Raw genomic sequence first — 26,633 nt, forward strand, 5'->3', positions numbered from 1 at the left:
TAGATTCTGATTATTTGTTTTTGCGGAAAATTTTATCATCGATTGTTTGAATTGTTACGGCTTTCAAATGATCTTTACATAGTTTGTCCAGATCTTCGTAAATTCCATCCATGATTTTTGCAATTCCAGAAGCAATTAAACAATCCATATCACTGTCTCCGCTGCGCCATGAAGATTCTACAAAACGAACGTCAAGAGCTTTGCTGATTTCGTCAAGTGTAATTGATTCGGGATTCCCAACAAAACGATAACCGCCCTCGATCCCTTCTTTGGTTGCGACCAGACCGGCTCGTTTCAGTTTAGAGAGAACTTTGCGCACTCGGGCAGGATGAGTGCAAATATTTTTAGCAAGTTCTTCGCTGGAAACGACTTCTGCTCTACGATTTAAATAGACCAATGCATGAACGGCTACGCAGAAGTCACTGTTCATTTTCTCAAACCTCCTTTTAACTGTAATCGTTTTAGTATCAATTTGCTATACTGCTATTATATTAGTTGCAGTTTAAAAAGTCAACTTATTTTAAAAAAAAATTTAAATTAAAAAGCAGACAATATTCAATTAAAACGGAAGACATGGTTGGCTGTTTGCAGCACATAAAAAGATGGGGTAAAAAACATCATTATTTTTGGGACCAATCTCTGTAGTAAAACCATTTATAATAAATTCTTGAGCTGGTCCGTTTTGATAGTATTTCTAATAAACTTATATTTTAGTACCATTAATAAAGCCAGGTAGAGATAAAAATTGCAGTGAATTATTAGAAAGTAAAAGATTTTGGTAATTATCAGACTTTTTTCATCAAACCATCACATAAGGCGTGTATCTTAAAGTTATTCAAAGTGATTATAAGACATTTTCATAAATTTCTCCTCTCTCTGAAAAGGCCGCCTGTTTAAGGCGGCCTTTTTTCGATTAATTATTTATTGTTTTTTGAGACGGTAATGTTTCATTTTAAGTACAGAGGAATTTTCTTGTATGTCAATTAAAACCAAAGCAGCGTCTACAATAACTGCAATGTAGAAAAATAAATAAGTCCTAGTACTCGAGGCCCAGACCGTAGGCGAAAATCCCATTGCAAGACGCGTAATAAATCCTGCTGCCATGGTATAAAGAGCAAGCCAAAAGCGTTTTCTGCTTTGAAAAGCAAAGAACATGGAAAGAATGATTGCAAGACAAATTAGACTTAAAATAGCATCTGGCAAAATAGTTTCCGGCAAATGTGAAAATGGGCGAGTGCCGGTTGAAGTCATAGCAGTGTTAATGCGGTTAAAAAACCGATTCAAAATGGGAACTGAGTTTAAAACAGGTTGCAGGGAAAAAATTAGACAGATACCAAATGGCAAAAAGCAAATGATTTTTTTAAAAATGGAAGTTTTTACTTTTAGTGCAGCCAAAAACAATAGAAATGTAAATGTGAGAATAATATAATTAGGTCCGCACGGGCCCATCATAAATAGGAATGCATAGAGGGTAGAGGAAAAACCTAATTCGATTTTTCCTCCTAAATGTAGGTTGGCAAATTCCGGGAGCCAGTATGCTGTATTAGAGACAAGCCTTACTTTATTACCGGGGCATGTTATAATAAAAAGAAGCATTAAGGCACAGAAGAAAAGCATAACGGCGGGGTAGTGCCAATTCTTTTTGCAGATGATTTGTTTAATTAAAAAGAAGAAAAACATAGCTGCAAGGATTACACAGCATTGCTCCTGATTAGAAGCAATGAGTACAAGCGGAATATTGATTACATAATGGTACCAGCGAAGTGGCTTATTCTGTAGAAGCTTTTTAATGGGCAAAAAAGCAGCGATTCCTGCAGCCAGTGGCCAAAGATAATTGACTGTTGTTGTAATCCAACCGGCAGTTGCCATATCATGAAATGGATAGAGAACCATTAAAAAGACAAAAAGCCAGCGAATTCCCCAATTGTTTCCCTTATCAAAAAGAAGAGAAAGCAATGCCGGGATTGATACAAAAGTTGCAACATCAAGTATTTCCCAAAGTAAAGGAATCTGAATGACATAAATTAAAATAGTTTCTAAAAGCAATCGTGAAGTCCAAGTTGCATAACGGGTGGTATAATAGTGAAGAAGAGGACCTTCTTCCTGTAAAGCTTTTGCAAAAAGAACATCATCGTCTGTTCCAAGCTGCATCGTGCAGTGGACAAAGATCGCGTAAATTAGAAAAATAAGAAAGGGCGCATAACGCCATTTTAAGAATCGAAGCACCGGATTTTCTGTACGGCGATTTAGAATTTGTTCCATTGAATCGTAAGCTCCATTCATTTGTACTTCTGTAAAATTCATTCAGTATAAAATTTTTCTCGCTTCCATTATGAATAATAAAATTAAAAATGTCAAATTAAGAGAAAAAATATTTTCCTTTTTTGAAATCTATTAAAATAAAAAGTAAAAAAATGATTGACATATCCATCAAATCTTGGTATACTATATAAGCTGTTCAAAAAAGAAATGAATCATTAGCTCAGCTGGCAGAGCACCTGACTTTTAATCAGGGTGTCCGGGGTTCGAATCCCCGATGGTTCACCATAACTTAAATGACAATAGCCCAGATCGTTGATCTGGGCTATTGTCATTTAAAAATATTGAAGTTATATGGTCCTGAATTTCAAGATAAATGATTTTTTAAGGTCGCCTTTGGGCGATCTTTTTTTATTTACCGAGGTCGCTCTTTCTTTGGCAAGGCTATTGGTTCTGCTTTGAAGTGATAGAATTCGAGTGTTTCACCGTTTACATGACACTCGAAAGCATATTGTTTTAGCGGCAGTTCCTGGAGGCTTCCCACTTTTTGTGCAGTCAGTCTGTAGTTTTGTTTTCTATATTGTTCCTTTAAAGCAGTAAGATTATAGCCAACTTCACTGCCTTCCGGATATTTTTTCCTGAGCAGCTTGTGTGTCTCTGAATTAAGCGGATAACTGAGAAGACTCCCTAAAATGATTGCCTTGTCTGAAAAATAACGCTTTGCATCATACAAGAAGCAGTTTTTGTGATAAAACTGGTGCTCATTTTCACCAAAAAAACTCACATGAATATCTACACAACCGGGGGCTAGGGGGTAATCTGTGTCAGCATCGGCGATATAAAGAATTTTTTGGTTCAGGTTGAGCAGGTCTATCAGTGATTTATACATTTCAAGCATTTCCGGATATTTGTCTACAATGATGCAGAGGCAATCGGAACTGAGTTTTCTCATATAGTTATAGAGAAAAAAATACCCGTTAATATTAGCTTCCAGAATTACCTTTCCTTGCGTATCTATTTTCTGCAATTTTTCAGAGATATAACCATAACATTTTTCGAGATCCGTCATAAAAGTATTGCCCATATTGCGGTAAAGTCCGCGCCGTAGATCCGGTTGGTCGTGGGTCCCTGTATATAGTTTTCCTGTCTTAACAATTCCGTTTTCAATTTTTGCACAATACCCGCATTTGCAGGTGAGATCCCCAGAAAAAATGTTTTGGGTGTTCAAATCTGCATGGCTTACCTCCAGCTGCTGTCCGCAGCGGGGACAAACCAACAAAGGAAGAGCCGAAAGTGGAACCCCAGTTCTTTGAGGCTTTCCGTGAACATGACCAGTAAGCTCTAAAATTTCCTGGTCAATGCTGCTGATGGCTCCTTTTAAAAAAGTAATCTGCGACTGGAGTTCTTGCTTTTTGTTATTCATCATACGTAGACATTCATCAATCGTTTCAGGTTCAATCAAATTAGAAAGTCTGCATAACGAAATGTAATCTTGAATTTCTTTAAGATTGAATTGTTGTTGTTTCATTCGCAAAATTACCTGAAGATCATGCAATTCGCGCTCCGTAAAGTTATATTGGGCGCGGTTGGTTTCTGGCAGAAGAATACCACGGTTCACATAATATCGAATGGTGTCGCGGGAAACTCCAGTACGCTTTGAAAGCTCACCGATTTTCATTTTCAGACCTTCTTTATGACGATATATTTTAAATGATTGGTTTATCTGAGCAACCTATAATGGTAAAAAATAATTGCCAATGAGATTGAAAAAGCTGTCGCCTTTCTTACTTGCTTTGTTTAAAATATCATATTTTTGTGCAAAAGTATAGATTCAACAAGCCTACGTCTTTTATTAAAAAAATATATAATTCCCCCAAAAAGTGAAGTGCACTCTGCCTTTTTTAATAGAGTATTCAAAATTACCCCTTGACATGAATTCAACTGTACCGATTATGATAATTTTAAACGATCGTTAATCTATCGGTTCAATCACAAAAAGGAGGGTTATGTTATGCAATCCGTTTTGGACGCCATTCTAGCATTTACAAATTGGCTGTGGGGAATTCCCATGCTTTTGTGGATTGTTGGTGGAGGCCTATATTTGTCTTTCAGACTTGGATTTTTGCAGTTTACCAAGCTGGGTTTCATTTTGAAAAATACTATTTTTAAGGGCTTTGGCAAAAAAGCTGAAAATGGAAAATTTTCTAGCTGGCAGGCTGTTACCGGTGCTTTGGCGTCCACTTTAGGGGCCGGCAACATTATTGGTACCGCAATGGCAATTGCCTACGGCGGTCCCGGAGGCGTGTTTTGGTTATGGGTTTCCGGTTTAGTTTGCTGCTGTGTGAAGTATTCCGAAACTACCGTTGCTATGAAGTACCGCCGCCTAAATAAAGACGGTCAGTGGGAAGGCGGTCCTCAGATTTATTTGACCGCTGGTACTGGCTGGAAATGGATTAGCCCCCTTTATGCAGTGGTCTGCATCGTCTGCCTGTTTTTGGCGGCTTCTGCACAGATCGGCTCCAGTGTGGATAACATTGTCGGTATGGGAGCTCCACGTCTGCCTGTGACAATTATTATGACCCTTTTGGTAGCTGTCGTTGTTATTGGCGGCATGAAGAGCCTACTAAGCGTAACGGAACGTCTGGTTCCTGCAATGAGCGTTCTATACATTGTAGGTACCCTGATTGTAATTATTCTGAATATTCAGAATCTGCCTGCCGCATTTGCTTCCATCTTTCGTTATGCGTTTACCGGTCGTGCTGCAGTGGGTGGTTTTGCTGGTGCTGCTGTTACTCAAAGCATTCGCTGGGGTGTTGCTCGTGGCTGCTATTCCAACGATTCCGGTACTGGTGTTACAACAATCACCCATGCAGTTGCTGATGTCAACCATCCCATCCAACAGAGTATGTGGGCGGTCTTTGAGGTCTTTTTTGATACGATCATTGTTTGTTCTTTGACCTGCTTTGTTATTTTGACTACCGGTGTGTGGCAACAGGGCAATGTGGCGCCCGCCATCATGACAGCTACTGCATTTAACAATACGATCGGAAATGTCGGGACCTTTATTGTTACGATTTCCGTAGTACTATTTACTTTTACCACCGCCTGCGCACAGATTGAATTCACTGAAGCTCAGTTTCGCAAGCTGGTTGGAGACAAACTGAGCGTTGGCTGTCGCTGGGGGATGCTGGCTCTGATCTTGGTCGGCGGCATGGTTGGAATTGATGCTTTGATTAACTATGTTGACTTCTTTGCCGGCATTTACACGATCATCAATTTGTTGGGCGTATATTTCTGCGTAAATCAAATTGTTAAGCTGACCAAAGAGTATTTTGCAGATCCCCAAAAATGGGAAACCCAAAAATGGCCTAAATGGGTAGAAGAAGAGAAAGAATATGCCGATGCTCATGTCAAACAAATTGACGAAATCGCTTCAAAAGAGTAATTTATAAAGCAATCCATCATGGAGACGACAAAAAATTGTAAAAAATAAGATTCAAAAAAAACTTCCAAATTTGATTTAGGTAAGAAAAGGAGAACTCCATTTATGAAACCACTGATTGGTATTACATGCAATTATGACTATCATGACGATGTGGGCAGAGTATCCAAAATGGGAATTGATGGTCAGGACTGGAACTTTATTGCCGGAGATTATATTAATGCAATTGAAAAAGTCGGCGGGTGTCCTGTAGTAATTCCGCTTTGCTCAAATTTTGAGGACCTAAAGGACATATTGGACCGGATGGATGGCATCATGATTTCCGGTGGTCATGATGTAGGCCCTGAAAATTACGGTGAGCGTGCAAGAGGCTGTGGCGCTATCATGCCCATGCGAGATGCGCAGGATCTTGCTATAACACGATATATCGTGGAAAATACGGAGAAACCGCTTTTGGGAATCTGCCGCGGTATTCAGATCTTGAATGTTGCAATGGGAGGGACTCTCTATCAAGACTTAGAGAAAGATGGCAGCTTTGGACACCATTTTGGCGATATTTATCCCCGCAACTATGCTTGGCACTCGGTTACTCTGACGAAAGGCTCCATATTAGAAAGCATTTATGGGAAAAAAGTAATTGATGTGAATTCTTTTCACCATCAGGCGGTTTTTAAACCTGGGAAAAATATTTCCGTTACCGCTGTTTCTTCCGATGGCGTTTCCGAGGGAATCGAAATTGCCGAGAAAAAGTTTGTTGTTGCGGTACAATGGCATCCCGAAATGATGTACGATTCGGAAGAACAACTCAAAATTTTTCGCGCTTTTGTGGATAACTGTAAGTAGTTTTTAAATATTTTCTATTGACTAAGCAATAGAATTTAAAAATGTTGGTGGCTAGATAAAATGCCCCCAGATAGGATAGTGGAATAAAAACACACGATTCTGTCTGGGGGTAGGTTTATGTCTTAAATTTACAATGTGGATGCAGTCGATAGAAAGATAATTTTAGTATGTGATTTGCAGTGGAATTATTTTTTTCGTCGGATAAAGCCCTAGTACCAAATCATAAGAGCGACTTTCTGCATGGGCCCATGAAGTGTCGGTCATCTGTACATGGTTAATCGAAAATGGCAGAACGACAGTTTTGCTTTCTCCGGATTTCATTGGAGCGCTCAATGATATTCCAGGTTTATTGACGTTTGAAATCAACTGTGCTGCGACTCCGTTATTCCATGCGCCAGATTCTGCCTCCGTCAAATAGACTCGTCCCTGTGCTGTTTCTGTGCTGCTGTTTTTTAGCTCCATTGTGATTAATAACACCTTGGTTTCTCTTCCGGGAGCCGGCGCAGTCGTTATAATTTGGTTTTCCATCATGAAATCTTGATTTTTGATCTGTGCCTGTGTGACTTTTACCTCAATTCCATCATAATCAGCCCATTCGTTCATGGAAAATGTTTGTACCTGCGGCTGAGGGTATTTCTGATTCAGCGTAAAAACACGCATAACATATCCAATCAGCAACACGCCGCCGAGAACGATTCCCAGAATTTTTAAACCCTTATGTTTCTTCTTCATTTGTTTTAGACCTCTCTGATTCTTTAAGTGGAGAATAAGTCCGAATCTGTTTTCCATCCTGAATCACGAAAATTTCATCGCAGATCTGCTCTAAATCCTCGTGGTCATGGCAGGAAAGCAGAATTAAAGCCCCTTGCTTTTTCTTTTCGAGCAGAATGTCTTTTACGACTGCAATGCTTTTTTCGTCCAGCGCGTTAAATGGTTCGTCGAGAAGGATCAAGTCTGGATTTTCCATGAGAGCCGCTGCAATTCCGAGTTTTTGTTTCATTCCCAATGAATATTTTCGGTATTTTTTGCGGTCATCCGCCGCAAGCCCAAGACGCTCCATGCTTGATGCTATTTGGGCGTCATCAATGGTTGGATTAATGGAAGCCAGCAGCTTTAGATTTTGAAATCCGGAATAGCTGCCGATAAATCCGGGATTTTCAATCAATGCTCCAATGCTCTGCGGAAAAGAAATGTCTTGGTTGAGTTTCTTTTCATCAATCCAAATTTCCCCTTCTGTGGGGTAAACCAGTCCGCAGATGCAGCGCATCAGCATGGTCTTTCCAGAACCATTTCTGCCTTGCAGCCCATAAATCTTTCCGCTTTCCATTACAAGCGAGATCTGATCCAAAATTGTCGCTTTTCGAATTACCTTTGATAAATTATGTATTTCAATTTTCATAAATTTCACTCCTGGATAAAAAGTCCATCCTGCAAAAGCGGATTTTTCCACAGAAAAAACTGAGAAGTAAAAGTCCGATACTCACAAGATAGCCTGTCTGTAAAGAGACACCGTCTTCTAAAACCAGATCCGACCGCAGCAGCATAAAATAATTTCCGATCAGAAACGGATTGCAGAAATAAGCGGAGATAACCAGCAGACAGATAACGGCAAGCAGGCTGAAAACCGGAGAAATCCACAGCGACAGGCTCAACTGCAAAAAAGCCAGCGCGATCGATACCAATATCGGTAGAAAAAATGTTGCTTGCAGCAAGGTCCATTTTTCGAATATTTGGGTTGGAATTTGCGATAGAGTCTGATTCAGCTGTGGGGTAAACTCCATCGAACTGTTTCCATTCACAGCGGAAAAACAAAATGCAGTCAGAAATAGCAGAGCATATACGCAAAGAACATGGAAAACGCACCATAGGCATTTTCCACTCCACCAGGCACTGCGCTTTTTTGATTGCAGCAGTGTCAAAAGTCCGATTCCTTCTAAATCACAGCAGGCATATTTTCCGATTGTAAACGTCAAAAATAAATTGAACAGTAAAAACGGAATCGGAAGATCGAACCTCTCATGACGATCAGTAAAAGAGACTTTCTTAATTCCTTTGAAAAAATCCAGAATATAGTCCCAGCAGCTGGGACAAGCATTTACCACACCATGAGAGGATAAAGTCTGCCAATGCGTCAAAAAGAAGGAATGAATCAAAATAAAAAGAAGAATAAAGCCAACATATTGGAGCCAATTGTTGCGGGTGCCATGGTAAATATCATAACGCAGCTGATGAAGGACGGTCCCTTGATTTCCTTTATGCATTCCAAAAGTCCTTTCTTCTCGCTTGCTTTTTCCCGATCATCCACAGGACAAAAATTAAACCGATACAGCCGAAAATCCCCACTGCAAAAATGGAGGGCTCTAAAAAACTTCGGTACCAAAGATAAAGCCTTCCGCTTAAAAGTTTAAAAGGAGAGGCCATATTCCAGCCGGTTATCAAAATCAAATAAAGCCACCCTGCAATCTCTTTTCCGCTGATCCATTGAATGAATAGCGCACAAAGTGGAATGGCAGCGAACAGCAAAAAAGAGCACAGCCAAAATAACAGCACAATTTCCCAGATAGAATAGTTCCCCACCGTTGCTTGTGTAGTTAGGAAAAAGATACTTCTCTGCTTATTCCAATTTAAAATCTGATTGGAAAAGAAGGTCCCGAGAAATGCAGTCCAGGCGGTCAAATAAGTGGAACAGTAAAATGCTGTTTTTATGAGAATGATCACCTGTAGATTCCAAACAGTTTCCCGCTTTTTAAGCCGTAAGATCATCTGACTCGAAAAAATTCGTTCCGATAAAAAGCAGGTCATAAAAAACACAAATGGAATGAAAAAAAGTCCTAGAACAGATGCTATACAAACGCTGCAAAAGCAGTCCGCATAGCATAGAAAATAGCCTTCCTTTTGGTAGGAAGCATATTCTGAAGAGAGGAAAAGAAAGAGGAAAAAGGGGAGGGCGGCTGCATAAGTGAGATAAAAATATTTTTCTTTCAAGATCAGTTTTCGACTGTTATTTATATGTTTAATAGGTTTCCTGCCTCCCTCCAATCCAGAATCTCCCAAGGCCTAATCCTGCCAGAGCGGCGCCTTCTCCGAGAATAATCGAAAAAGAATTTCCACTACCAAATCCGGGATTTAAAAAGTCTACTGGTGCAAAAGCGTGTGCATGCAAAAGCTTTGCAGTAGAATAAATAAAAAGATAAAGAAACAGCGGGAAAAGAATCACGATAAAGCGATAATCAGCAGCCTGACTGATCCCCAGTGCGATCAGAGCGAAAATTCCCGCAAATATAAAATCAATGAGCAGATAAGCAAAGACATAAGCCCACGGACTGGAATAATATAATTCCGACCACATGCTTCTTGCCGCGATACTGCCATAAGGTGCGGTTGGTTCAGGTTTTAGCGCCGGTAGAAACAGCGCTGCAAGCGCGAGGTTTAAAAGAAGCGGAATTACAACGGCCGTGCCTCCCGAAAGAAAAGCTGCGGCTGCTTTGGCGGTTAAATAATTTTTCTTTTTTGTTCGAATATAGACGTTTTTTAGATATCCGCTTTTTCGGTCGGTAAAATAGCTGTCTCCAAATGGAAGAACCGCCAGAACCGGGAGCAAAAGATAGAAAAGAAGACTTTCGATATCAAATACATTTCCGCCCAGCCATGAGGAGAAAAGCCACCCCGGATATAAACGTGGAGAGTCCATCTTTGTCAAATACAAATCAATGTTCATTGAAGTCGGAATGACATGAAAGATAATCTGCAGCAAACTTAAAATACTTCCAATTAAAATGGAAATATAAAACATTCGGCCGTGAAACGCTCTGCCGATTTCTAATTTGATAAGTTGTTTCATATAAAATCCCCTTTGGTTACTTTAAGATAATCGCTCTGGCTGCTTCGTCAATTCCATGGGAAGTATATCCGCCCTGACTGACTATAAAATGAATATGAGCAATCTTTTTAAGACGTTCGTCGGTTATGAGACTGACCAGATGAAAAGTCTCTTCGCTGTGCGCAGAAAAAACATGTCGAAAATAATCTTTTTTGCCGGGAATAAACTCTTTTTTATTTTTATCATAACTGTAAACTTCGTCGATACTGGGAGAAACTTTTTTTCCATTTTGATCAAAACAATGAAATTCAAAGTCATTTAAATAATATTCGATATCCTGATCGGTTGGATTTTCGACCGTTAAATTCGTAATAAAATAATTATATTCATTGCTGAAACTGCCGTCTTCACTGCAATTGTAATTTTTAATCATGTCTGTAATTGAAAAACTGCCATCGTACTGTTTTGTCGTCATAAAATCATGAACGGTAAAAAGCAAGTCATATACGGTGACGGCTTCTCCCATCGGAACCGAAATCTTAGGTTCAAAGGCATCTACTGCTGCTTCCTCTTCACTTGCAGTTCCCGAAGTAACAGCCGACGAAGGAGCAGAAGACTTTGTCCATAGATTCGACGCCGGCAAAAGCAGCTTGTCCTTTAAAGCAACAAACAGGATCACGATTCCCATTAGAGCAAGCAGGACCGAGAAAAGTACTGTTCTGACAACTCTTTTTGGCATGAAATTCCTCCTTTTTAGTAAAAAATAAGAGTTGGAATTTAATTATGATGATTGTTCCAACTCTTATCAATGTAAAAAATGAAATGCTTGACTAGACAAAGAAATTCATTGCTAAAACAAAATGCTAATTTTTACCATTTCAATCATATCATTTCAAAAAAGGAAGTTCAACGCTCATATTAGACAAATAAATACTCTGAAATTTGTTGCATAGGTCATATGATGTTGAGGCATCTACATATTTTTTAAACGATCAAAATAAAAAAGGCACCGATTTTAGTCGATGTCTTTTCTTATGTTATGAATATTTGGATTTCTCAACAAAAGGTCTCTTATGGTTTTGTTGCCATCAAATACATTGTTTCCATACAGATTTGAGCGTGCTTCATAAAATAGGTGAGGTCAATATTTTCATTGGAATTATGTAGGCGACGATCTGGTTCTTCAGGGAAGAATGGACCAAAAGCAACACCGCGTCCCTGAAGCTCGCGGGCATAAGTGCCGCCTCCAGTTGCATATAGATCAGGATTTTCTCCCATTACATGAGAGTATCCTTCTTTAAGCAGTTCGATAAAAGGTGCATCTTCCGGAATGAAGAGCGGTTCAGAAATCCCATGAATTTTGCAGGCAATTCCATATCCGGCCGCTGTGGCGGTAATTGATTTTGCAATCGCTTTTCCATCAGAAGTTACCGGATAACGAATGTCAATGCCGGCAGAAGAAATATGATTATCCATGTGCAGAATTCCCAGGTTCAGCGTGAGAGGACCGCTTTGAACGTCACTCTGGCGGACCTTCAAAGAATTGCCGTTTGTTTCGAGCCCAATTGTATTTTTAACAAAGGTGAGCAGAGCACCTAATTCTTGATCCGAAAAAACCTTTCCTAAGAGCAAAGCGAGATGTGCAGCGGCATTTTTGCCATCCTGTGGCTGCATAGCATGGCAAGAGAGCCCCTTGGCAGAAATGTGAAGTCCATTTTCATTTTCTGAGTATGAAAAAATGCTGCTATCCTTTTCCACCAAAGCTTTCAGAGCTTCTTTTTGCTCGGTGGAACAGTTGATTGTTGCTTCTGCATGACAGGGAACAGCATTGACCACTGTTCCTGCATCAAAAGAGGTAACAACAGTACTGTCGTTTTCTACAATCAGATCCAGACGTAAAATCCCTTTTTCACGGTTGCAAATTCCATATTCGCTGTCGGGAGTAAAAGCAAATACCGGCATTTCCTGTTTCTTAAAATACATTTTAAGATCATTACTGGCAATTTCTTCTCCGGAGCCAAAAATGACCCGCAGACGACGCTGTGTTTGAATACCGGCGTCCTTTAGAGCCTTTAGACAATATAGAGCTACAATGGCAGCGCCTTTGTCATCAGCGACTCCTCTTCCATATAAGTGATTGCCTTGCAGAGTGGTAGTGAACGGGTCGGTATCCCAGCCTTCACCAGCAGGAACAACATCAATATGGACAAGAACTGCCGCAGAGTCTTTTCCTGTGCCATATTCTGCATGACCGGCATAGTTGTCAACGTTGGCAGTTTGCAGCCCCATTTCTTTTGCACGGGTCAGAATCTTTTGCAGGGCGGCAGCAGGCAGTTTTCCAAAAGGCATGTCAGGTTCTGGCTTACCGACAACCGAAGGAATTGCAACAAGTTCCTTCAGATCTTGAAGAATTTCTTCCTGATAGTTAAGAATTTGTTTGCCGAATTGCATTTTCTGTTCTCCCTTTCAAGAAAAGATTTTTATACTACTAATCTTTTTTATTATATCATATTTTCTAGGACATGTATAATATCGGGGAGAGATCAAAAATTATTTTTATTTTTTAAGCAAATGCGAGTTGTGAAGGATGAAATCTATGAGAGTTAAACATGTTTAATTGTTGATCAATTTCGTCTGCAATCAGTTGATGTCCCTTTTCATTTGGATGGATTCCATCCGCGCAGAGGAGATCTTGATAATTTCCCTTTTGTAAAAATGCGCTACTAATATCAATGAGAGAAAGATGTTGCTCCAAAGCAATACGGCATATGGCGAGGTTATACATTTCATGCCAGCGATAGATAAATTCTACATCCCCAAGATAATCGAGGATTGCTTGTGCGTCTAAATTACGAGAAATCCATGAAAAATACCGTGGAGCGTAAATCGGCGGCAGTGTCATTAAGACTGGAGTGCCCCCTGATTCTTTGATTTCACTGACTAGCTGGCGATAGGTTTCTGAAAATTCGGTAATTGGTGTTTTAGGCAGATGAGTGCCTTTTGGATCAGCGGCGACCTGCTCCCATGAAAGATCGCAGTCGTTTCCGCCATATTCTAAAATGACAGCATCATAATGAGAAAGCTCGGCCAGATGTTTTTCAATTGAAACTTTTCCCTGTTTAATAGTGCAGCCAAAATGAGAATAATTTTTAATTTGGATTCCATCTCTTGCTCCGATTAAATTGGAGAATCGATTTTTTAAAAGCAAATATTTTTCTTTTACAGCATCGAAAGCAATGCCTTTTGCAACAGAATCTCCAAAAATGCAAACACTGGGCGCCATAATAATTCCTCCTTTAAAAGAGAAGAAACAAGTCTTTAAAATAATGTAACATGGTTTTTAATACTATATATTATAATAATCACTACTTGATAGAATGTCAAGTGCGGCCCAAAATATTCATAAAAAGTTTTTACGGACTGATAAAGTCCTGTTATGATCATAAAAATAAAAAACGGTTTCATTTTTTCATAAATCAATCGAAAATTGCTATACTAGCTAAAAAAGGAGAGAATTTTGTATGGCGGATTTTCATAAATGTGCGATCGTTGGCTGTGGATTTGTGGGTTCGAGCATTGCTTTTTCTTTGCTTGAGAGTGGAATTTTTCGTGAAATGATTTTAATTGATATCAATCAGGAAAAGGCACAGGGAGAGGCAATGGATCTGGGCGATAGTATTCCGTTTACAAAACCGATGGAGATTGCAGCAGGAAGCTGGCAGGATTTAAAAGGAGCTGGAATTATTATAATTGCTGCAGGTGCTAACCAAAAACCCGGAGAGAGTCGAGTTGACCTTGTGCATAAAAATCTTCAAATTTTTCGGGAGATGATTCCAAAGATTACGAAGTATAATCAAGATGGAATTCTGTTGATTGTGAGTAATCCAGTGGATATTTTAACCTATGCAGCTCTGCGATATTCCGGCTTTTCTAAAGAACATGTTTTTGGAAGCGGGACGGTGCTCGATACGGCACGGTTAAAATATTTGCTTGGAAAGAAGCTGTCTTTAGACCCAAGGGTGGTGCATGCCTTTATTATCGGGGAGCATGGAGACAGTGAATTGCCTGTTTGGAGCAGCGCAAATATTTCGGGGATTGATTTAAAAGATTACTGTGCGGCGACAGGGGACGCCCTAAAGGATTCAGATCTCAAAGATTTATATCGAGAAGTGCGGGATAGTGCCTATCAAATTATTCAGAAAAAAGGTGCCACCTATTATGGAATTGCGAGCAGCTGTCGCAGAATTTGCGAAAGCGTTGTGCGTGATGAGCACAGTATTCTGCCGGTAAGCATTTTTATCGACGGACATTATGGATTATCCGATATTTGCATGGGAGTTCCGGCAATTCTGAGCAGTAAAGGGGTAGAGCGAGTACTTGATATTCCATTAAATAAGGAGGAACAAAAGCTCCTGCTTCAATCTGCATCGGCAGTGCAGAAAATTCTTCATGAAGATTGCTATTGATAAATGATGAGGGGTTAAATCATTTTATTGAAAGGCGCAAAAGTTACTTTTAAATAGCAAAAAGCCGTTTGGAATTTTTCCAAACGGCTTTTTTATAAAATTAAGAAAAGATCAAACGTCCATCATCTTTAAGCAATGTCGAGGACAAACTTCAATACAGGCACCACAGCCGATACATTTGGAAGGATCGACAATCGCATGGAATTTATCGACTTTAATTGCTCCCTGAGGGCATGTTTTGACGCATTTCATGCAGCCAATACAGCCAACTTTGCAGACTTTCATGACCATTGGACCTTTGTCACAGTTCTGGCAAAGGTTAACTGCCTGCTTCTTTTTAGGAACCATATCGATCAGGTGCTTGGGGCATGCTTTTACACACATCGTGCAGCCTTTGCAGCGGGTGGGATCAACACGGGCGACGCCATTACAAACCTCAATGGCATCGTATTGGCAGGCATTTACGCAGTCACCAATTCCCATACATCCATATTCGCAGTCAGCAACGCCTCCCGCGACAATATTAGCAGCTGCACAGGATTCAATTCCTTCATAAACAACTTTGTTCTGTGTGTTGTCGTTACTTCCGAGGCAATGCACGACAGCTACTTTTTCTTCTACAGCACCGGCACTGCCGCCAAGAATTTTAGCCGTAGCTGCTGCAACAGCAGCACCGCCAGGAGCACAAAGTCCAGGCTGTGCTTCTCCTTTTGCTAAAGCGGCAGCATAACCGTCGCAGCCGGAAAATCCGCAGGCACCGCAGTTTGCACCGGGCAGAACGTCGCGAAGTTCAATCTCTTTTTCGTCTTTGGGAACGGCCATAATGATAGAAGCGATTGCCAAAACGACACCGCACAAAATACCGATTCCGGCGACTAAAACAATTGGGAATGTAATATCATTCATCGTTTTTAGCCCTCCTTAACGCAGCATGCCATCAACTAAACCTTGGAATCCAAGGAAGGAGACAGCTGTTAAAGAAGCTGCGACCAAAGTGATCGGAAGCCCCTTGAGAAATTTTGGAATATCATTGTGCTCTAGGCGCTCGCGAATACCGGCAAAGATTACCATTGCAACAAGGAATCCGACACCAGAACCAAGTGCATTGACCAGCGCTTCAATATAATTTTCACCCTTATCAATTACCAGCATAGTGATGCCGAGTACTGCACAGTTAGTAGTGATCAAAGGCAAATAGATTCCTAAAGCTCGATAAAGAGTAGGAATGTACTTTTTCAGAACAGTTTCAATAAACTGAACCAATGCAGCGATAATCAAAATGAAAAGCACGGTCTGTAAGTAAGATAGACCATTCGGAACTAGCACATAAGTGTAAATCGGATAGGTAACTGCAGTAGAGATGACCATAACAAAGATAACGGCTACACTCATACCAGTAGCAGTATCCAACTTTTTGGAAACACCTAAGAACGGGCAGATACCAAGAAACTTATTCAGAATATAGTTTTCAGTAAGGATAGCTGCCAGAAAGATGGCGAGTAATGATTTAAAATCCATTATTTGTCAGCTCCCTTCTCTTTTTCAACTGAAATTGAGCAGCAGCCTGCCATTGGGCAATGAGCACAGCCAAGTTCAGAAACAGGTTCGCCTTTGCCCGCTGCAATTTTGTTGGTAATTGCCATCAAAATACCGAAGACGAAGAAGCCGCCGGGAGGCAGGAGGAACAAAATAATTCCAGGATAAGAAGCAGGCATAATCTGGAATCCGAGAATTGTGCCGGAACCAATCAGTTCACGGATGCAGCCCATAACGAACAGGGTCAGTGTAAAACCGAGTCCCATTCCAAGACCATCGAAGATGGAAGGCAATACTTTATGCTTATTTGCAAAGCCTTCTGCACGGCCAAGAATAATACAGTTTACAACGATAAGAGGCAGATAAATGCCCATCGCAGCTTTCAGAGCCGGAGAATAGGCTTCAATCAGCATTTGTACAAGAGAAACAAAACCTGCAATCAAAACAATGTAGCAGGGGATACGAACCGTATCCGGAATAATATTTCGAAGCAAAGAAATTACAAGGTTGGAACAAATAAGAACAAAGGTTGTGGCAAGTCCCATACCGATTGCATTGCTTGCGCTGGTCGAAAGAGCCAATGTTGCGCAGCACCCAAGGACAAGACGCAAAACTGGATTTTCACGAATGAGGCCCTTTGTAAATTCTTGCCAAAGACTTTTCTTTTCTTCCATCTCAAGCGCCCCCCTTCACAGTGTTAAATTCCTTAATTGCATCATTTACGGCGGAGGTGACTGCTTTACTGGTAATTGTAGCACCGGTTAAAGCATTGATTTTATCGTCGCCTGTTTCGCCGGATTTTGTTACCGTAAATTCACCAGATGAAGGAATTGCTTTTTTGTATTGGTCACGGAATTCTGATTTTTGAGCATTTAGGCCCAGACCGGGAGTATCATTGGTAGAAAGCAGTTCAACACCAGTAACTTTTCCAGTCTTATCGATTCCGGTCATTACCTTAATGGCACCGCCATAAGATTTGCTGGAAGTCGTGAAGACATAGCCAATGACTTCATTGCCTTGTTTTGCTACAACGTAGTTGTTTTCGCTTCCATCGCCAAAAGATTGTTTTTCACCAAATGAATCGGCTTCAGAAAGAACACGCTTTTGAGTGTCGGCTTCCGTTTGCTTGTTAATCAGTGCAACCTGATCTTTTGTTGCTTTATTCGTAAAGGCAAGTCCGCCGGTAACAACTAAACAAATTATGAAAAGAACCAGAGTCGGCTTTAAAATATCCTTTGGATTCAGTTTCATTTCTTTGCACGCTCCTTTCCAAATGTTCTCGGGCGTGTTCCGCGTTCAATCAGCGGGACGAGAAGATTCATGATAATAATGGAATAGGAGACACCTTCCGGCAAAGCACCAAATTTACGAATTAGGATCGTAAGAACACCGCAGCCAATGGCATAAATTACTTGGCCTTTTATGGTAATTGGGCTGGTGGTGTAGTCGGTTGCCATGAAGATAGCACCGAGCAGTAAGCCGCCTGCCAGAATATCGAACACAACATCTCTGCCAAGAAGTGCAGACATTAAAGCAGCAGTGCCGATATAGCAGAGCGGAATAACCGGAGAGATGACTTTGCGAATCAGCAGATAAGCAAAACCGATCAGAAGCGCGAGTCCACAGGTTTCACCGAGACAGCCTCCGCGGTTGCCAAGGAACATCTGCAAATAGTTCGGAAGTGGATCGGAAAGGCCCATCTTAACAACGCCCAGAGGAGTTGCAGTGGTAGCACCGTCGATCGCGTAGTTTGTCATCGTCCAGCTGCTCATGGGACCGGGGAAGGAGTTCATCAAAATGATACGTCCGATCAGGGCAGGGTTGACGAAGTTCTGACCAATGCCGCCAAACATTTGCTTAACGACAACAATTGCAGCGACATCGCCCAGCATCATCATAAAGGGATTTAAGCTGCTGGGAACATTCATTGCAACCAAAAGGCCGGTAACGACAGCTGAAAGATCACCGATCGTATTGTCGCGTTTCATAACCTTGCGGCATATGTATTCAGCAACCACACAGGTGATAACAGACACTACAAGGAGCATGGCTGCCTGCCATCCAAAATAAATGATGGAAGCAATACATGCAGGAATCAAAGCAATAATAACGTCCAGCATAATTTTGCGGGTAGTAATGCCGGCTTTAATATGCGGGGACGAAGATACAATTAGTTTTTCTGCCATTATTTGTTCCCCTCCGCTTCTTTTGCTTTTTGGGCCTTAGCTTTATCAGCAGCCTGTTTTGCACGAACAAGTCCTTTGCCAAGGCGGATTGCCTGAACAAGCGGACGATGAGCCGGACAATTAAAGGCACAGGTACCACATTCCATACAGTTCATTACATCGAATTCGATCAGCTGGTCAATATCTTTTGCTTTAGAAAAAGTCTCAAGACGAGCAGGCATCAAATTCATCGGACAACCCATAACACAGCGTCCGCAGCGAATGCAAGCGGTAGGTTCCAACATATGAGCGTCTTTTTCATTAAAGCACAGGAGACCATTGTTTTGTTTCAAAATGGGGACTTCCATACTTGGAACAGCCATACCCATCATAGGGCCGCCCATTAAGATTTTGCGGGGCTCTGCTTTTGTGCCGACAAAAGCGATCACATCAGAAATTCTTGTCCCGATCGGAACCACTACGTTCATTGGCTCTTTAATTGCGGAGCCGTCAACGGTCAGACGCTTTTTAATAAGCGGCATGCCGGTTCTCATATAATCGGCAACAAAAGCGCAGGAAGTAATATTCATAACGATACATCCGGCATCTGCAGGCAATTTACCCATACCGACTTCTCGGTCTGTGCAGGCCTTAATCAGAACTTTCTCAGCGCCCTGCGGATAAGTAGCACGCAGGGGGAGAACGCGAATCGTATCATTTTGGCTTTTCTCTTTGTCTTCCAGTTCTTTCTTAATTGCTGCAATCGCATCCGGCTTATTGTTTTCGATAGCGATGATGCAGCGCTGCAGTCCCAGCCATTTTTTGACGATACCGGCACCTTCTACAACAGAAGCTGTGTTTTCAACAGCCTCTCTGTTATCTGGGGTCAGGTAGGGTTCACATTCTGCGCAGTTGATAATCAGAGTGTCCACTTTTTTATCTTTGGGCACATTCAACTTAACATGCGCAGGGAAGCCTGCACCGCCTAAACCGACCAGACCACTCTCTTTTAAAGCAGAGAGAAAATCCTGCAAACTATTGACCACCGGAGGTTTTACATCCGGAGATACGGTCATTTCACCGTCCGAGTCAATAATGATGGCATCGGTATAATTGCCGCCTGGCAGCATTACCTTTTTGATACCACTTACTTTGCCTGACACGGTCGCGTGGATCGGTGCACTGACAAAAGCAGGACTTTCGGCGATCTTTTGTCCCACCGTGACGAGGTCACCCGTTTTCACCAGCGGAGCACAAGGCGCACCCACATGCATGGACATAGGGATTACGACTTGTGAAGGTGCCGGCATGGAAACGGATTGCTTTTGTGCTGTGTTCTTGCGATGAGGAACTGCAGCACCGCCATGTGTTTTAAATGGCGTCGAGGGAAAGTTCAATTCCATGTTTCTGCCTCCAATACTTTCCTTATTTATATAAAAAATAAGGTGACATAAATTGCATACCTACATAGTTAGGTATGGATCCGCCCAAGGATCGGAAGGATGATTCTAAGGACCAGACCGGTTATGATACCGGTTCCAATTCCAAATAGAATCAACCAGGGAATATAAAAAACCACAGCCGGAGTTGTCAAAAGTGCGGCAACGCAAAGTTGGGCACCGTTATGAGTAAGAGCACCGGCTACACCGAGACCGATATAGCCAAACGGCTGGGATTTTATACGAAGAAGAAGCCAGATAACAAAAGTACTGGCAAGACCGCCGGCGGTGCTCATCATGAGAGCAACCGATCCGCGGGTCATTCCGGCAAAGAGCCCTTTTAAAAGAGCAATACAGAGTGCCGGGATTAGGCCGACCGAGCCGGCCGCATACATTGTAACGATATTGGACAGCCCCAATTTTGCTCCTGGTGGAAGCATGGGGATAGGAGGAATCAAAGATTCCAAACCGGAAAGCACAAGTGCCAAGGCTCCCAATAGCCCAATAAAAGCAACGTCTTTCGTGTTTTTAGAGATATTATTTAAATCTTTCATCCGGTCGTACCATCCACTTGACTATTCTTTCCAATGATCCGAACAACGACTTTTGCCGGAAGACAGACAGCCACTTGACCTGGGCTGGAAATTTTTCCGGTTCGTACACAGATCTGATCAGGACAATCACTGCTTTGAAAAGAAATCTTTCCGGGTTCTAGAAGAAGTTTTACATGATAGTCGCCACCAATGTCAATTACTTCTGTCTGCGTTTGGGTTGCAAGGTTGTAGCGGGCAATTTCACTTCCATTTTCTTCTATCACTGCGATTCCTGCATCATGGCTTTTTTGAGTCCAAAAGAGTAAACAAACGCCAAGAATTAAGAAAGGAATAATCAACAATAAATCTTTTTTCTTAAACATGTGGAAACACCTAATCTGAAAAATGAGTTTGCGATCAACTTGCCATCGAATAGTCGGAAGTATTTGTCAGCTCAAATTTTCCTTTGAGATCACTGCTGACAGTTACTTTGCCGTTTTGATCCACAAAGACGATTCCAGCTTGATAGCTTTCGGCAAGCTTCATCCCATCGTCTAAACCGAGAACAAAACAGGCAGTGGAAAGCGCGTCACTTAAAGCACCATTGTCACAGACAACAGAAACAGAAACAAGTCCATTGTCTTCTGGCATTCCGTTTTTAGGATTCAGTAGGTGATGGTAGGTCTTACCGTCCTGCGTGAATTCTTTTTCGTAAGTGCCCGAGGTGGAGACAAACTGTCCACCTTCCATACCGATGATGCCGATGCTGCCTGCATTTCCGTCTTCGGTTTTCGGGTCACGAATTGCAACGCTCCAATTGGAACTTCCGGGCTTTTTTCCATAGAGCCCAATACTGCCGCCGACCGCAACAATGCCGGCATCGATTCCAGCATTTTGGTAGGCTTTGACAACTTCATCACAAGCGGCGCCTTTTCCGATCGATCCCAAATCAATGCCTTCATAGTGCTTTTTAAGGGAAGCAGTGTTGTCGGTTTCATTGATCCTGAGATCTTGGTAATTGACATAAGGCAGAAACTTTTGCAGCTCATCTTGAGAAGGGACCCGCTGATTGCTGCCGCCAAAATTCCAGAGAGAAGTGATCGGCAGAATGGTTGGATCGAAAAGCCCATCGCTTTTTTGCGCGACGTCCAAACTGGTCTTCAGAATAGAAAGAGTTGTGGGATCAACTTTTTCCCATGTAGAACCAGCAGCGGCATTTAAACGAGAAACGTCACTGTCATCCACTCGCCAGGAAATTTTGTCCTCTAAATCGGTGACTGCCTGAGAGCCGGTTGTTAAAGCGGCTTGCGCATTTTTGCCATAAACAACTTGCTGAACATAAGTACCCATTGCCCAGCTTGTGGATTCTTGACTTTGTGTCCGGTAACCGTAATTAACCCACAGATAAATAAGAACTGCGGCAATTACAGCGAGAACCGCACAGAGGGAAATTGTGATTTTTTTCTTCTTTGTCATTCTTACCTCCATACTTTTGCAGACGTTATCTATTATATCACGATTCGTCCAAATGTCTAGTTTTTTCATTCATAATTCATTCACGCAATCTTTAACAAATTGGGAAAAACATTGTATTATTAAACTAGACTACACAAAAGTTTTAATTATTTTTAGATGCTTTGCTGAAAACATTTAAAAATGAGAAGGCTTGTCTTCTAATCTTAATTCGGTATGTTATACTAATTAATAAAACAGTTGGAAAAGAGGAAGAATATGGAGGAAGCCGCCAAACAAGTAAAGGAATATCTTTCTTCTTATGGATTAGGAGAACGCGTGATGGAATTTGATACTTCCAGTGCGACAGTTGAGCTGGCAGCAAAAGCGGTTGGAGTAATTCCAGCACAGATCGCGAAAACCATCTCTTTTGTGGCACGAGATGGATATGGGTGTATTTTAATTGTAACTTCTGGTGACTGTAAGATAGAAAACCATAAATTCAAGGAAACATTCGGAATGAAAGCAAAGATGCTTTTAGCATCACAAGTAGAGCCGCTGACAGGCCATCCGATCGGGGGAGTTTGCCCTTTTTTGTATCCACCATGCGCAAAAGTTTATCTCGATCAGTCTCTTCGTCGCTTTGAAACAATTTATCCCGCAGCAGGAACCTCCAATTCTGCGGTCAAATTGACCTGTGAAGAACTGGAAACTGTTTCGAAATGTTGCGGCTGGGTAGATGTTTGTAAAAATGGGGAGGAACAAAGAACATGAGAATGCGTGCAAAGCCATGGGCAACTCCGGAACTAAATGCATGCCCATTCTTTTTGAGAGATCCGTTTCCCCTCAAAAATCATTGGCTTGAATGGTTTTCCGTGCGTCAACCGCTTCATTTGGAATTGGGCTGCGGCAAAGGCTGGTTTCTTGCGGGAATGGCCCCTTCTCATCCTGAGATCAATTTTTTGGGAATTGATATGAAAGATGCAGTACTGGCGCCCGGTAAGCGGAAAATTGAAGAAGCTTTTGGGGATCGCCCTATTTCAAATGTTGCGCTGACGGCGTATGATATCGAGCGGCTGCCTGATATTATGGGGCCTCAGGATCAAGTAGAGCGAATTTATATTAATTTTTGCAATCCGTGGCCGCGCCCTCGTCATCATAAACGGCGTCTGACACATCCTAGACAATTGGAACTTTATAAAACGATTCTTACCCCGAACGGAGAAATCTTTTTCAAAACGGACGACGATGCACTTTTTAGAGATTCTCTCGACTATTTTGAGGAGGCGGGATTCGAAATTTATGAGCATACGTATGATCTTCATGCAGAAAATTGTCCCGAAAATGTTTTAACAGAGCATGAAGAAATGTTTATGCAGAAGAAAATTCCGATTAAAGCATTAAAGGCACGAAGAAAAGCTTGACAGAATGAAAGAGCATGACTATAATAGCCATACAATACATATCTGTTTAGTAGTATATTAATGGGGATTAATCTCAAGAAGAGGAGAACACAGGAATGAGCGAAACAATGATTCAGATCGAGTCGCTTTCCAAAACATATGAGACCAAAGTGGGATCCGTACATGCGCTACAGAACATTGATCTTGAAATTCGAAAAGGCGAAATTTTTGGAATTATCGGGATGAGCGGTGCCGGAAAGAGCACACTCGTGCGATGTATTAATATGCTGGAGCGGCCAACTTCCGGCAAAGTGATTTTTGACGGCCAAGATATGGCGGCCATGAATGAGAATGAGCTGCGCAAAGCAAGGCAGTCTATGAGTATGATTTTTCAGCAGTTCAATTTGCTGATGCAGCGTACAGCAGAACAGAATATTTGTTTTCCGCTGGAGATTGCCGGCATTCCGAAAGAAAAAGCGAAAAAAAGGGCAGCGGAACTTTTGAATTTGGTGGGACTTTCCGATCGTGCTAAAAGTTATCCGAATCAGCTTTCCGGCGGACAAAAGCAGCGTATTGCAATCGCCAGAGCGCTTGCTTTGGAGCCAAAGGTTTTGCTGTGTGATGAGGCGACTTCTGCACTTGATCCTACAACAACAGTCAGCATTCTGAAGTTATTAAAAGAGATCAATACTCGTCTTGGAATTACAATTGTAATCATTACGCATCAGATGAGCGTGATTGAGGAAATTTGTAATCGTGTGGCGATTATTAGCGACAGTAAGATCGCTGAATGTGGAGAAGTACAGGAGATTTTCCGCAATCCAAAAACAGAAGCAGCACGCCGCTTAGTGCTTCCGGAAACAGTCAGCTCCGGAAAAGGGGTAGGAACCCGTAGAATTCGTATGGTATTTGATGGGGTCGCTTCTTCAGAACCGGTTGTTGCGGAGTTGGTCCTTCATTTTCGAATGCCGGTCAATATTATGCATGCGGATACAAAGGATGTCGGCGGAACGGCAATGGGGCAGATGCTGCTTCAGCTGCCGGATGACACGGAGACCGCAGATAAGATGATCGAATTTATTAAGGCGCGGGGGTTGACTGTAGAGGAGGTGAGTGACCGTGGATAATCAGATGATGTCAGTTCTGCTGCAAAGTGTGGGAGAATCTTTTCAGATGATGATTTTCGGTACCATCTTTGCTTATGTACTTGGCCTTCCAATGGGAATTTTGCTGGTAGTAACGGCGAAGGACGGCATTCGTCCGAATCTTGTGGTATATAAGATTTTAGATGTTGTTGTCAATATCACGAGAAGCGTGCCATTCTTGATCCTTTTGGTGACGATTATGCCGTTTACACGAATGGTCGTCGGAACAACGATTGGAACGAAAGCGACGATCGTATCGTTGGTAGTTTCGGCAGCCCCGTTTGTAGCCCGTTTGGTAGAAAGTTCCATTCAGGAAGTGGACCGCGGAATTATTGAAGCTGCTCAGTCCATGGGAGCGGGAACTTTTCAGATCATCTATAAGGTGATGCTTCCGGAAGCGCGTCCCAGTCTGATTGTCAATGCTGCAATTGCCGCAGCAACGATTTTGGGTTACTCTGCGATGGCTGGATTTGTCGGCGGCGGAGGATTAGGAACCGTTGCAATTAATTATGGATATCAGCGTGGTCAAACGGACATTATGATTATTACCGTGATTCTTTTGGTTGTGATTGTACAGGTGTTCCAGTCGATCGGAATGAAACTTGCACGTGTATTAGATAAACGAAAAGAATAATTTATTTTCCGGGTAACTGGATAAAATACTTTAAAGCTGAATTTTGGAGGGAAAAATATGAAAAAACTTTTATCTTTTGTTTTAGCGTCGGCTTTACTGCTGACATCTCTGACTGCATGCGGCAGCAGTACGGGAACCTCTTCAGCCGCCGGAAGTGGAACGACTTCCGCTGCTTCTAAAGGAACGATTAAGGTTGGCGCTTCACCGACTCCTCATGCGGATATTCTTCGCAAAGCAGTTGCTCCGCAGCTTGAAAAAGAAGGCTATACGCTGGAAGTTGTAGAGTTGACCGACTATATCCTTCCGAATACGTATCTGCAGGAAAAAGAACTGGATGCCAACTATTTTCAGCATATCACTTACCTTAAAAACTTTAATACAGAGCATGGAACAAATCTGGTTTCCATGGGAGCTGTGCATTATGAGCCGTTCGGAATTTATGCCGGAAAGACAAAATCTTTGAGTGATCTCAAAGATGGAGCGACGGTAGCGGTTCCGAATGATACAACGAACGAGGCACGCGCACTGCTCTTGCTGCAGGCAAACGGATTGCTGAAGCTGAAAGATGGGGCAGGAATTAATGCTACTAAAGTTGATATTGTAGAAAACCCGAAAAATTTGAATATTCAGGAAATTGAAGCAGCTCAGCTTCCAAAAACGCTCCCTGATGTCGATATTGCAGTAATCAACGGCAACTATGCGATTCAGAACGGTTTAAAGACTTCTGATGCACTTGCAATGGAAAGTGATAATTCTGTTGCAGTTACGGATTATGCGAATGTTTTGGCAGTGCGTGATGGAGACGAAAACCGTGAGGATTTAAAAGCACTGTACGCGGCACTCACCAGTGAAGAAACGCAGCAGTATATCAAAGATACGTTTGGCGGCGGCGTTGTCCCGGTAACAAAATAATTTTTACGAGCGGTCAATAGTGAGCCAAAAAGATTTATAAAATAAAAAACACTCTTTGTATGATTCGGCGATAAACCGTTTCATATAAAGAGTGTTTTTTAGCAATTCATGATTAATTAATGACTCGGTGTATAATTTTCATTGTTACCAAAGTCTTGTTTTGCAATAGAAACAGCACAGACTACAGCAAAAATGAGAGATAAAACTCCCCAGACGATTAAATCTTTATAAATTCCAGAAGCGCCGGCCAAAGCAACAATTCCTCCGATTGCGTATAGTATCGTTGAAGCAATCGCTCCGCCTTTAGAATTTCTTGCGGCAATGGTAACAATTCCGGCGATAATTAATAAAATACCAAGTATCATTCCGTTTCCTCCGCTTGTATCGGTTCCCCCCGTAGCAAGTGCAGATCCAACTCCTGCTGCACAGCTCTGAAAAAAGATGACCAAGGACAGGACAATAGAAATAATGCCAATTGTCAATTTAGCGGTTTTCATAAAATAACTCTTCTTTCCATTCATAAAGTCTAAAATCATTTTACCCCCTAATTAGGAAAAATTCAACATTATATTCCATATTTTTCA

General features: G+C 41.7%; 29 protein-coding genes and 1 tRNA gene. 9 read left to right on the forward strand and 21 right to left on the reverse strand.

Translation table 11 applies throughout. The features are described from left to right. Nucleotides 1-10 precede the first annotated feature (10 nt). A complete protein-coding gene (locus OP489_RS04330; protein ID WP_266163121.1) occupies nt 11-430 on the reverse strand; it encodes an RrF2 family transcriptional regulator in 420 nt (139 codons plus the stop codon). A gap of 491 nt (nt 431-921) precedes the next feature. Beyond that, nucleotides 922-2,262 carry a DUF6056 family protein gene (locus OP489_RS04335; RefSeq protein ID WP_266163122.1) on the reverse strand — a complete coding sequence of 447 codons (1,341 nt, stop codon included), beginning with the start codon at nt 2,260-2,262 and terminating at the stop codon, nt 922-924. A gap of 209 nt (nt 2,263-2,471) precedes the next feature. Here OP489_RS04335 and OP489_RS04340 point away from each other — a divergent pair. Continuing rightward, nucleotides 2,472-2,547, forward strand: a tRNA-Lys gene (locus OP489_RS04340). Between the two features lie 127 nt (nt 2,548-2,674). Here the strand turns inward: OP489_RS04340 and OP489_RS04345 are convergent. Next, nucleotides 2,675-3,937, reverse strand: coding sequence for a MerR family transcriptional regulator (locus OP489_RS04345; RefSeq protein ID WP_266163123.1), 1,263 nt, complete (start codon nt 3,935-3,937; stop codon nt 2,675-2,677). A 333-nt stretch (nt 3,938-4,270) separates the two neighbouring features. Between OP489_RS04345 and OP489_RS04350 the strand changes: the two genes are divergently transcribed. Then, entirely contained in the window at nt 4,271-5,704 is a 1,434-nt protein-coding gene (locus tag OP489_RS04350) for an alanine/glycine:cation symporter family protein (protein ID WP_266163124.1), read from the forward strand. Between the two features lie 102 nt (nt 5,705-5,806). Next, on the forward strand, nt 5,807-6,544 hold the full coding sequence (locus OP489_RS04355) for a gamma-glutamyl-gamma-aminobutyrate hydrolase family protein (protein ID WP_266163125.1): 738 nt from the start codon (nt 5,807-5,809) through the stop codon (nt 6,542-6,544). A gap of 162 nt (nt 6,545-6,706) precedes the next feature. Here OP489_RS04355 and OP489_RS04360 read toward each other — a convergent pair whose 3' ends face one another. The 8 genes from OP489_RS04360 to OP489_RS04395 form a co-directional block, all read right to left on the reverse strand. Beyond that, nucleotides 6,707-7,276 (reverse strand): hypothetical protein, encoded by a 570-nt coding sequence (locus OP489_RS04360; RefSeq protein ID WP_266163126.1) that lies wholly within the window; start codon nt 7,274-7,276, stop codon nt 6,707-6,709. Further along, the gene (locus OP489_RS04365; protein WP_266163127.1) at nt 7,260-7,943 is read right to left on the reverse strand and encodes an ABC transporter ATP-binding protein; all 684 of its coding nucleotides are present in this window, start codon (nt 7,941-7,943) and stop codon (nt 7,260-7,262) included. Before OP489_RS04365 ends, OP489_RS04360 begins: the two co-directional genes overlap by 17 nt. Continuing rightward, nucleotides 7,933-8,805, reverse strand: a complete 873-nt coding sequence (locus tag OP489_RS04370; protein ID WP_266163128.1) for a hypothetical protein — start codon at nt 8,803-8,805, stop codon at nt 7,933-7,935. Before OP489_RS04370 ends, OP489_RS04365 begins: the two co-directional genes overlap by 11 nt. Next, the gene (locus OP489_RS04375) at nt 8,798-9,346 is read right to left on the reverse strand and encodes a hypothetical protein (RefSeq protein WP_266163129.1); all 549 of its coding nucleotides are present in this window, start codon (nt 9,344-9,346) and stop codon (nt 8,798-8,800) included. The genes OP489_RS04370 and OP489_RS04375 overlap by 8 nt, the downstream gene beginning before the upstream one ends. A 211-nt stretch (nt 9,347-9,557) precedes the next feature. After that, on the reverse strand, nt 9,558-10,385 hold the full coding sequence (locus OP489_RS04380) for a hypothetical protein (protein ID WP_266163130.1): 828 nt from the start codon (nt 10,383-10,385) through the stop codon (nt 9,558-9,560). A gap of 16 nt (nt 10,386-10,401) precedes the next feature. Beyond that, nucleotides 10,402-11,103, reverse strand: a complete 702-nt coding sequence (locus tag OP489_RS04385) for a hypothetical protein (RefSeq protein ID WP_266163131.1) — start codon at nt 11,101-11,103, stop codon at nt 10,402-10,404. A gap of 332 nt (nt 11,104-11,435) precedes the next feature. Then, nucleotides 11,436-12,815, reverse strand: a complete 1,380-nt coding sequence (locus tag OP489_RS04390) for a Sapep family Mn(2+)-dependent dipeptidase (protein ID WP_266163132.1) — start codon at nt 12,813-12,815, stop codon at nt 11,436-11,438. 112 nt (nt 12,816-12,927) lie between these two features. After that, nucleotides 12,928-13,647, reverse strand: coding sequence for an SGNH/GDSL hydrolase family protein (locus tag OP489_RS04395; RefSeq protein ID WP_266163133.1), 720 nt, complete (start codon nt 13,645-13,647; stop codon nt 12,928-12,930). 238 nt (nt 13,648-13,885) lie between these two features. Here OP489_RS04395 and OP489_RS04400 point away from each other — a divergent pair, with 238 nt between their 5' ends. Further along, nucleotides 13,886-14,830 carry an L-lactate dehydrogenase gene (locus OP489_RS04400; RefSeq protein WP_266163134.1) on the forward strand — a complete coding sequence of 315 codons (945 nt, stop codon included), beginning with the start codon at nt 13,886-13,888 and terminating at the stop codon, nt 14,828-14,830. Between the two features lie 111 nt (nt 14,831-14,941). Here the strand turns inward: OP489_RS04400 and OP489_RS04405 are convergent, their stop codons facing one another. The 9 genes from OP489_RS04405 to OP489_RS04445 form a co-directional block, all read right to left on the reverse strand. Next, nucleotides 14,942-15,736, reverse strand: a complete 795-nt coding sequence (locus OP489_RS04405) for an RnfABCDGE type electron transport complex subunit B (protein WP_266163135.1) — start codon at nt 15,734-15,736, stop codon at nt 14,942-14,944. A gap of 15 nt (nt 15,737-15,751) precedes the next feature. Beyond that, a complete protein-coding gene (locus OP489_RS04410; RefSeq protein ID WP_180341027.1) occupies nt 15,752-16,348 on the reverse strand; it encodes an electron transport complex protein RnfA in 597 nt (198 codons plus the stop codon). Continuing rightward, nucleotides 16,348-17,040 carry an electron transport complex subunit RsxE gene (gene rsxE / locus OP489_RS04415; protein ID WP_266163136.1) on the reverse strand — a complete coding sequence of 231 codons (693 nt, stop codon included), beginning with the start codon at nt 17,038-17,040 and terminating at the stop codon, nt 16,348-16,350. Before rsxE ends, OP489_RS04410 begins: the two co-directional genes overlap by 1 nt. A 1-nt stretch (nt 17,041) precedes the next feature. After that, entirely contained in the window at nt 17,042-17,617 is a 576-nt protein-coding gene (locus OP489_RS04420) for an RnfABCDGE type electron transport complex subunit G (protein WP_266163137.1), read from the reverse strand. Continuing rightward, nucleotides 17,614-18,552 (reverse strand): RnfABCDGE type electron transport complex subunit D, encoded by a 939-nt coding sequence (locus OP489_RS04425; RefSeq protein ID WP_266163138.1) that lies wholly within the window; start codon nt 18,550-18,552, stop codon nt 17,614-17,616. The genes OP489_RS04420 and OP489_RS04425 overlap by 4 nt, the downstream gene beginning before the upstream one ends. Further along, on the reverse strand, nt 18,552-19,934 hold the full coding sequence (rsxC, locus tag OP489_RS04430) for an electron transport complex subunit RsxC (RefSeq protein WP_266163139.1): 1,383 nt from the start codon (nt 19,932-19,934) through the stop codon (nt 18,552-18,554). Before rsxC ends, OP489_RS04425 begins: the two co-directional genes overlap by 1 nt. Nucleotides 19,935-20,002: 68 nt before the next feature. Further along, entirely contained in the window at nt 20,003-20,524 is a 522-nt protein-coding gene (locus OP489_RS04435; RefSeq protein ID WP_266163140.1) for a Gx transporter family protein, read from the reverse strand. Continuing rightward, nucleotides 20,521-20,886 carry a NusG domain II-containing protein gene (locus OP489_RS04440; RefSeq protein ID WP_266163141.1) on the reverse strand — a complete coding sequence of 122 codons (366 nt, stop codon included), beginning with the start codon at nt 20,884-20,886 and terminating at the stop codon, nt 20,521-20,523. Before OP489_RS04440 ends, OP489_RS04435 begins: the two co-directional genes overlap by 4 nt. Nucleotides 20,887-20,920: 34 nt before the next feature. After that, nucleotides 20,921-21,979 carry an FAD:protein FMN transferase gene (locus tag OP489_RS04445; RefSeq protein WP_266163142.1) on the reverse strand — a complete coding sequence of 353 codons (1,059 nt, stop codon included), beginning with the start codon at nt 21,977-21,979 and terminating at the stop codon, nt 20,921-20,923. Between the two features lie 255 nt (nt 21,980-22,234). Between OP489_RS04445 and OP489_RS04450 the strand changes: the two genes are divergently transcribed. From OP489_RS04450 to OP489_RS04470, 5 genes are all read left to right on the forward strand, one after another. Beyond that, a complete protein-coding gene (locus OP489_RS04450) occupies nt 22,235-22,729 on the forward strand; it encodes a YbaK/EbsC family protein (RefSeq protein ID WP_266163143.1) in 495 nt (164 codons plus the stop codon). After that, the gene (gene trmB, locus OP489_RS04455) at nt 22,726-23,379 is read left to right on the forward strand and encodes a tRNA (guanosine(46)-N7)-methyltransferase TrmB (protein WP_266163144.1); all 654 of its coding nucleotides are present in this window, start codon (nt 22,726-22,728) and stop codon (nt 23,377-23,379) included. The genes OP489_RS04450 and trmB overlap by 4 nt, the downstream gene beginning before the upstream one ends. A 95-nt stretch (nt 23,380-23,474) precedes the next feature. Further along, nucleotides 23,475-24,485: a methionine ABC transporter ATP-binding protein gene (locus tag OP489_RS04460; protein WP_323135421.1), complete on the forward strand. Its 1,011-nt coding sequence runs from the start codon at nt 23,475-23,477 to the stop codon at nt 24,483-24,485. A gap of 7 nt (nt 24,486-24,492) precedes the next feature. Further along, complete coding sequence (locus OP489_RS04465; RefSeq protein WP_416232470.1) at nt 24,493-25,137, forward strand: methionine ABC transporter permease; 645 nt, start codon at nt 24,493-24,495, stop codon at nt 25,135-25,137. Nucleotides 25,138-25,194: 57 nt separating this feature from the next. Next, entirely contained in the window at nt 25,195-26,049 is an 855-nt protein-coding gene (locus tag OP489_RS04470; RefSeq protein ID WP_266163145.1) for a MetQ/NlpA family ABC transporter substrate-binding protein, read from the forward strand. 116 nt (nt 26,050-26,165) lie between these two features. Here the strand turns inward: OP489_RS04470 and OP489_RS04475 are convergent, their stop codons facing one another. Further along, the gene (locus OP489_RS04475; RefSeq protein ID WP_266163146.1) at nt 26,166-26,585 is read right to left on the reverse strand and encodes a hypothetical protein; all 420 of its coding nucleotides are present in this window, start codon (nt 26,583-26,585) and stop codon (nt 26,166-26,168) included. Nucleotides 26,586-26,633: the final 48 nt, after the last annotated feature.

Source organism: Caproicibacterium sp. BJN0003 (assembly GCF_026314295.1).
Taxonomy (GTDB): domain Bacteria; phylum Bacillota; class Clostridia; order Oscillospirales; family Acutalibacteraceae; genus Caproicibacterium.

What these genes read in the sequence shown, in the direction of transcription:
- OP489_RS04330 (WP_266163121.1), bottom strand. Translation starts at nt 430, where the DNA reads ATGAACAGTGACTTCTGCGTAGCCGTTCATGCATTGGTCTATTTAAAT.
- OP489_RS04335 (WP_266163122.1), bottom strand. Translation starts at nt 2,262, where the DNA reads ATGGAACAAATTCTAAATCGCCGTACAGAAAATCCGGTGCTTCGATTC.
- OP489_RS04345 (WP_266163123.1), bottom strand. Translation starts at nt 3,937, where the DNA reads ATGAAAATCGGTGAGCTTTCAAAGCGTACTGGAGTTTCCCGCGACACC.
- OP489_RS04350 (WP_266163124.1), top strand. Translation starts at nt 4,271, where the DNA reads ATGCAATCCGTTTTGGACGCCATTCTAGCATTTACAAATTGGCTGTGG.
- OP489_RS04355 (WP_266163125.1), top strand. Translation starts at nt 5,807, where the DNA reads ATGAAACCACTGATTGGTATTACATGCAATTATGACTATCATGACGAT.
- OP489_RS04360 (WP_266163126.1), bottom strand. Translation starts at nt 7,276, where the DNA reads ATGAAGAAGAAACATAAGGGTTTAAAAATTCTGGGAATCGTTCTCGGC.
- OP489_RS04365 (WP_266163127.1), bottom strand. Translation starts at nt 7,943, where the DNA reads ATGAAAATTGAAATACATAATTTATCAAAGGTAATTCGAAAAGCGACA.
- OP489_RS04370 (WP_266163128.1), bottom strand. Translation starts at nt 8,805, where the DNA reads ATGCATAAAGGAAATCAAGGGACCGTCCTTCATCAGCTGCGTTATGAT.
- OP489_RS04375 (WP_266163129.1), bottom strand. Translation starts at nt 9,346, where the DNA reads ATGACCTGCTTTTTATCGGAACGAATTTTTTCGAGTCAGATGATCTTA.
- OP489_RS04380 (WP_266163130.1), bottom strand. Translation starts at nt 10,385, where the DNA reads ATGAAACAACTTATCAAATTAGAAATCGGCAGAGCGTTTCACGGCCGA.
- OP489_RS04385 (WP_266163131.1), bottom strand. Translation starts at nt 11,103, where the DNA reads ATGCCAAAAAGAGTTGTCAGAACAGTACTTTTCTCGGTCCTGCTTGCT.
- OP489_RS04390 (WP_266163132.1), bottom strand. Translation starts at nt 12,815, where the DNA reads ATGCAATTCGGCAAACAAATTCTTAACTATCAGGAAGAAATTCTTCAA.
- OP489_RS04395 (WP_266163133.1), bottom strand. Translation starts at nt 13,647, where the DNA reads ATGGCGCCCAGTGTTTGCATTTTTGGAGATTCTGTTGCAAAAGGCATT.
- OP489_RS04400 (WP_266163134.1), top strand. Translation starts at nt 13,886, where the DNA reads ATGGCGGATTTTCATAAATGTGCGATCGTTGGCTGTGGATTTGTGGGT.
- OP489_RS04405 (WP_266163135.1), bottom strand. Translation starts at nt 15,736, where the DNA reads ATGAATGATATTACATTCCCAATTGTTTTAGTCGCCGGAATCGGTATT.
- OP489_RS04410 (WP_180341027.1), bottom strand. Translation starts at nt 16,348, where the DNA reads ATGGATTTTAAATCATTACTCGCCATCTTTCTGGCAGCTATCCTTACT.
- rsxE (WP_266163136.1), bottom strand. Translation starts at nt 17,040, where the DNA reads ATGGAAGAAAAGAAAAGTCTTTGGCAAGAATTTACAAAGGGCCTCATT.
- OP489_RS04420 (WP_266163137.1), bottom strand. Translation starts at nt 17,617, where the DNA reads ATGAAACTGAATCCAAAGGATATTTTAAAGCCGACTCTGGTTCTTTTC.
- OP489_RS04425 (WP_266163138.1), bottom strand. Translation starts at nt 18,552, where the DNA reads ATGGCAGAAAAACTAATTGTATCTTCGTCCCCGCATATTAAAGCCGGC.
- rsxC (WP_266163139.1), bottom strand. Translation starts at nt 19,934, where the DNA reads ATGGAATTGAACTTTCCCTCGACGCCATTTAAAACACATGGCGGTGCT.
- OP489_RS04435 (WP_266163140.1), bottom strand. Translation starts at nt 20,524, where the DNA reads ATGAAAGATTTAAATAATATCTCTAAAAACACGAAAGACGTTGCTTTT.
- OP489_RS04440 (WP_266163141.1), bottom strand. Translation starts at nt 20,886, where the DNA reads ATGTTTAAGAAAAAAGATTTATTGTTGATTATTCCTTTCTTAATTCTT.
- OP489_RS04445 (WP_266163142.1), bottom strand. Translation starts at nt 21,979, where the DNA reads ATGACAAAGAAGAAAAAAATCACAATTTCCCTCTGTGCGGTTCTCGCT.
- OP489_RS04450 (WP_266163143.1), top strand. Translation starts at nt 22,235, where the DNA reads ATGGAGGAAGCCGCCAAACAAGTAAAGGAATATCTTTCTTCTTATGGA.
- trmB (WP_266163144.1), top strand. Translation starts at nt 22,726, where the DNA reads ATGAGAATGCGTGCAAAGCCATGGGCAACTCCGGAACTAAATGCATGC.
- OP489_RS04460 (WP_323135421.1), top strand. Translation starts at nt 23,475, where the DNA reads ATGAGCGAAACAATGATTCAGATCGAGTCGCTTTCCAAAACATATGAG.
- OP489_RS04465 (WP_416232470.1), top strand. Translation starts at nt 24,493, where the DNA reads ATGTCAGTTCTGCTGCAAAGTGTGGGAGAATCTTTTCAGATGATGATT.
- OP489_RS04470 (WP_266163145.1), top strand. Translation starts at nt 25,195, where the DNA reads ATGAAAAAACTTTTATCTTTTGTTTTAGCGTCGGCTTTACTGCTGACA.
- OP489_RS04475 (WP_266163146.1), bottom strand. Translation starts at nt 26,585, where the DNA reads ATGATTTTAGACTTTATGAATGGAAAGAAGAGTTATTTTATGAAAACC.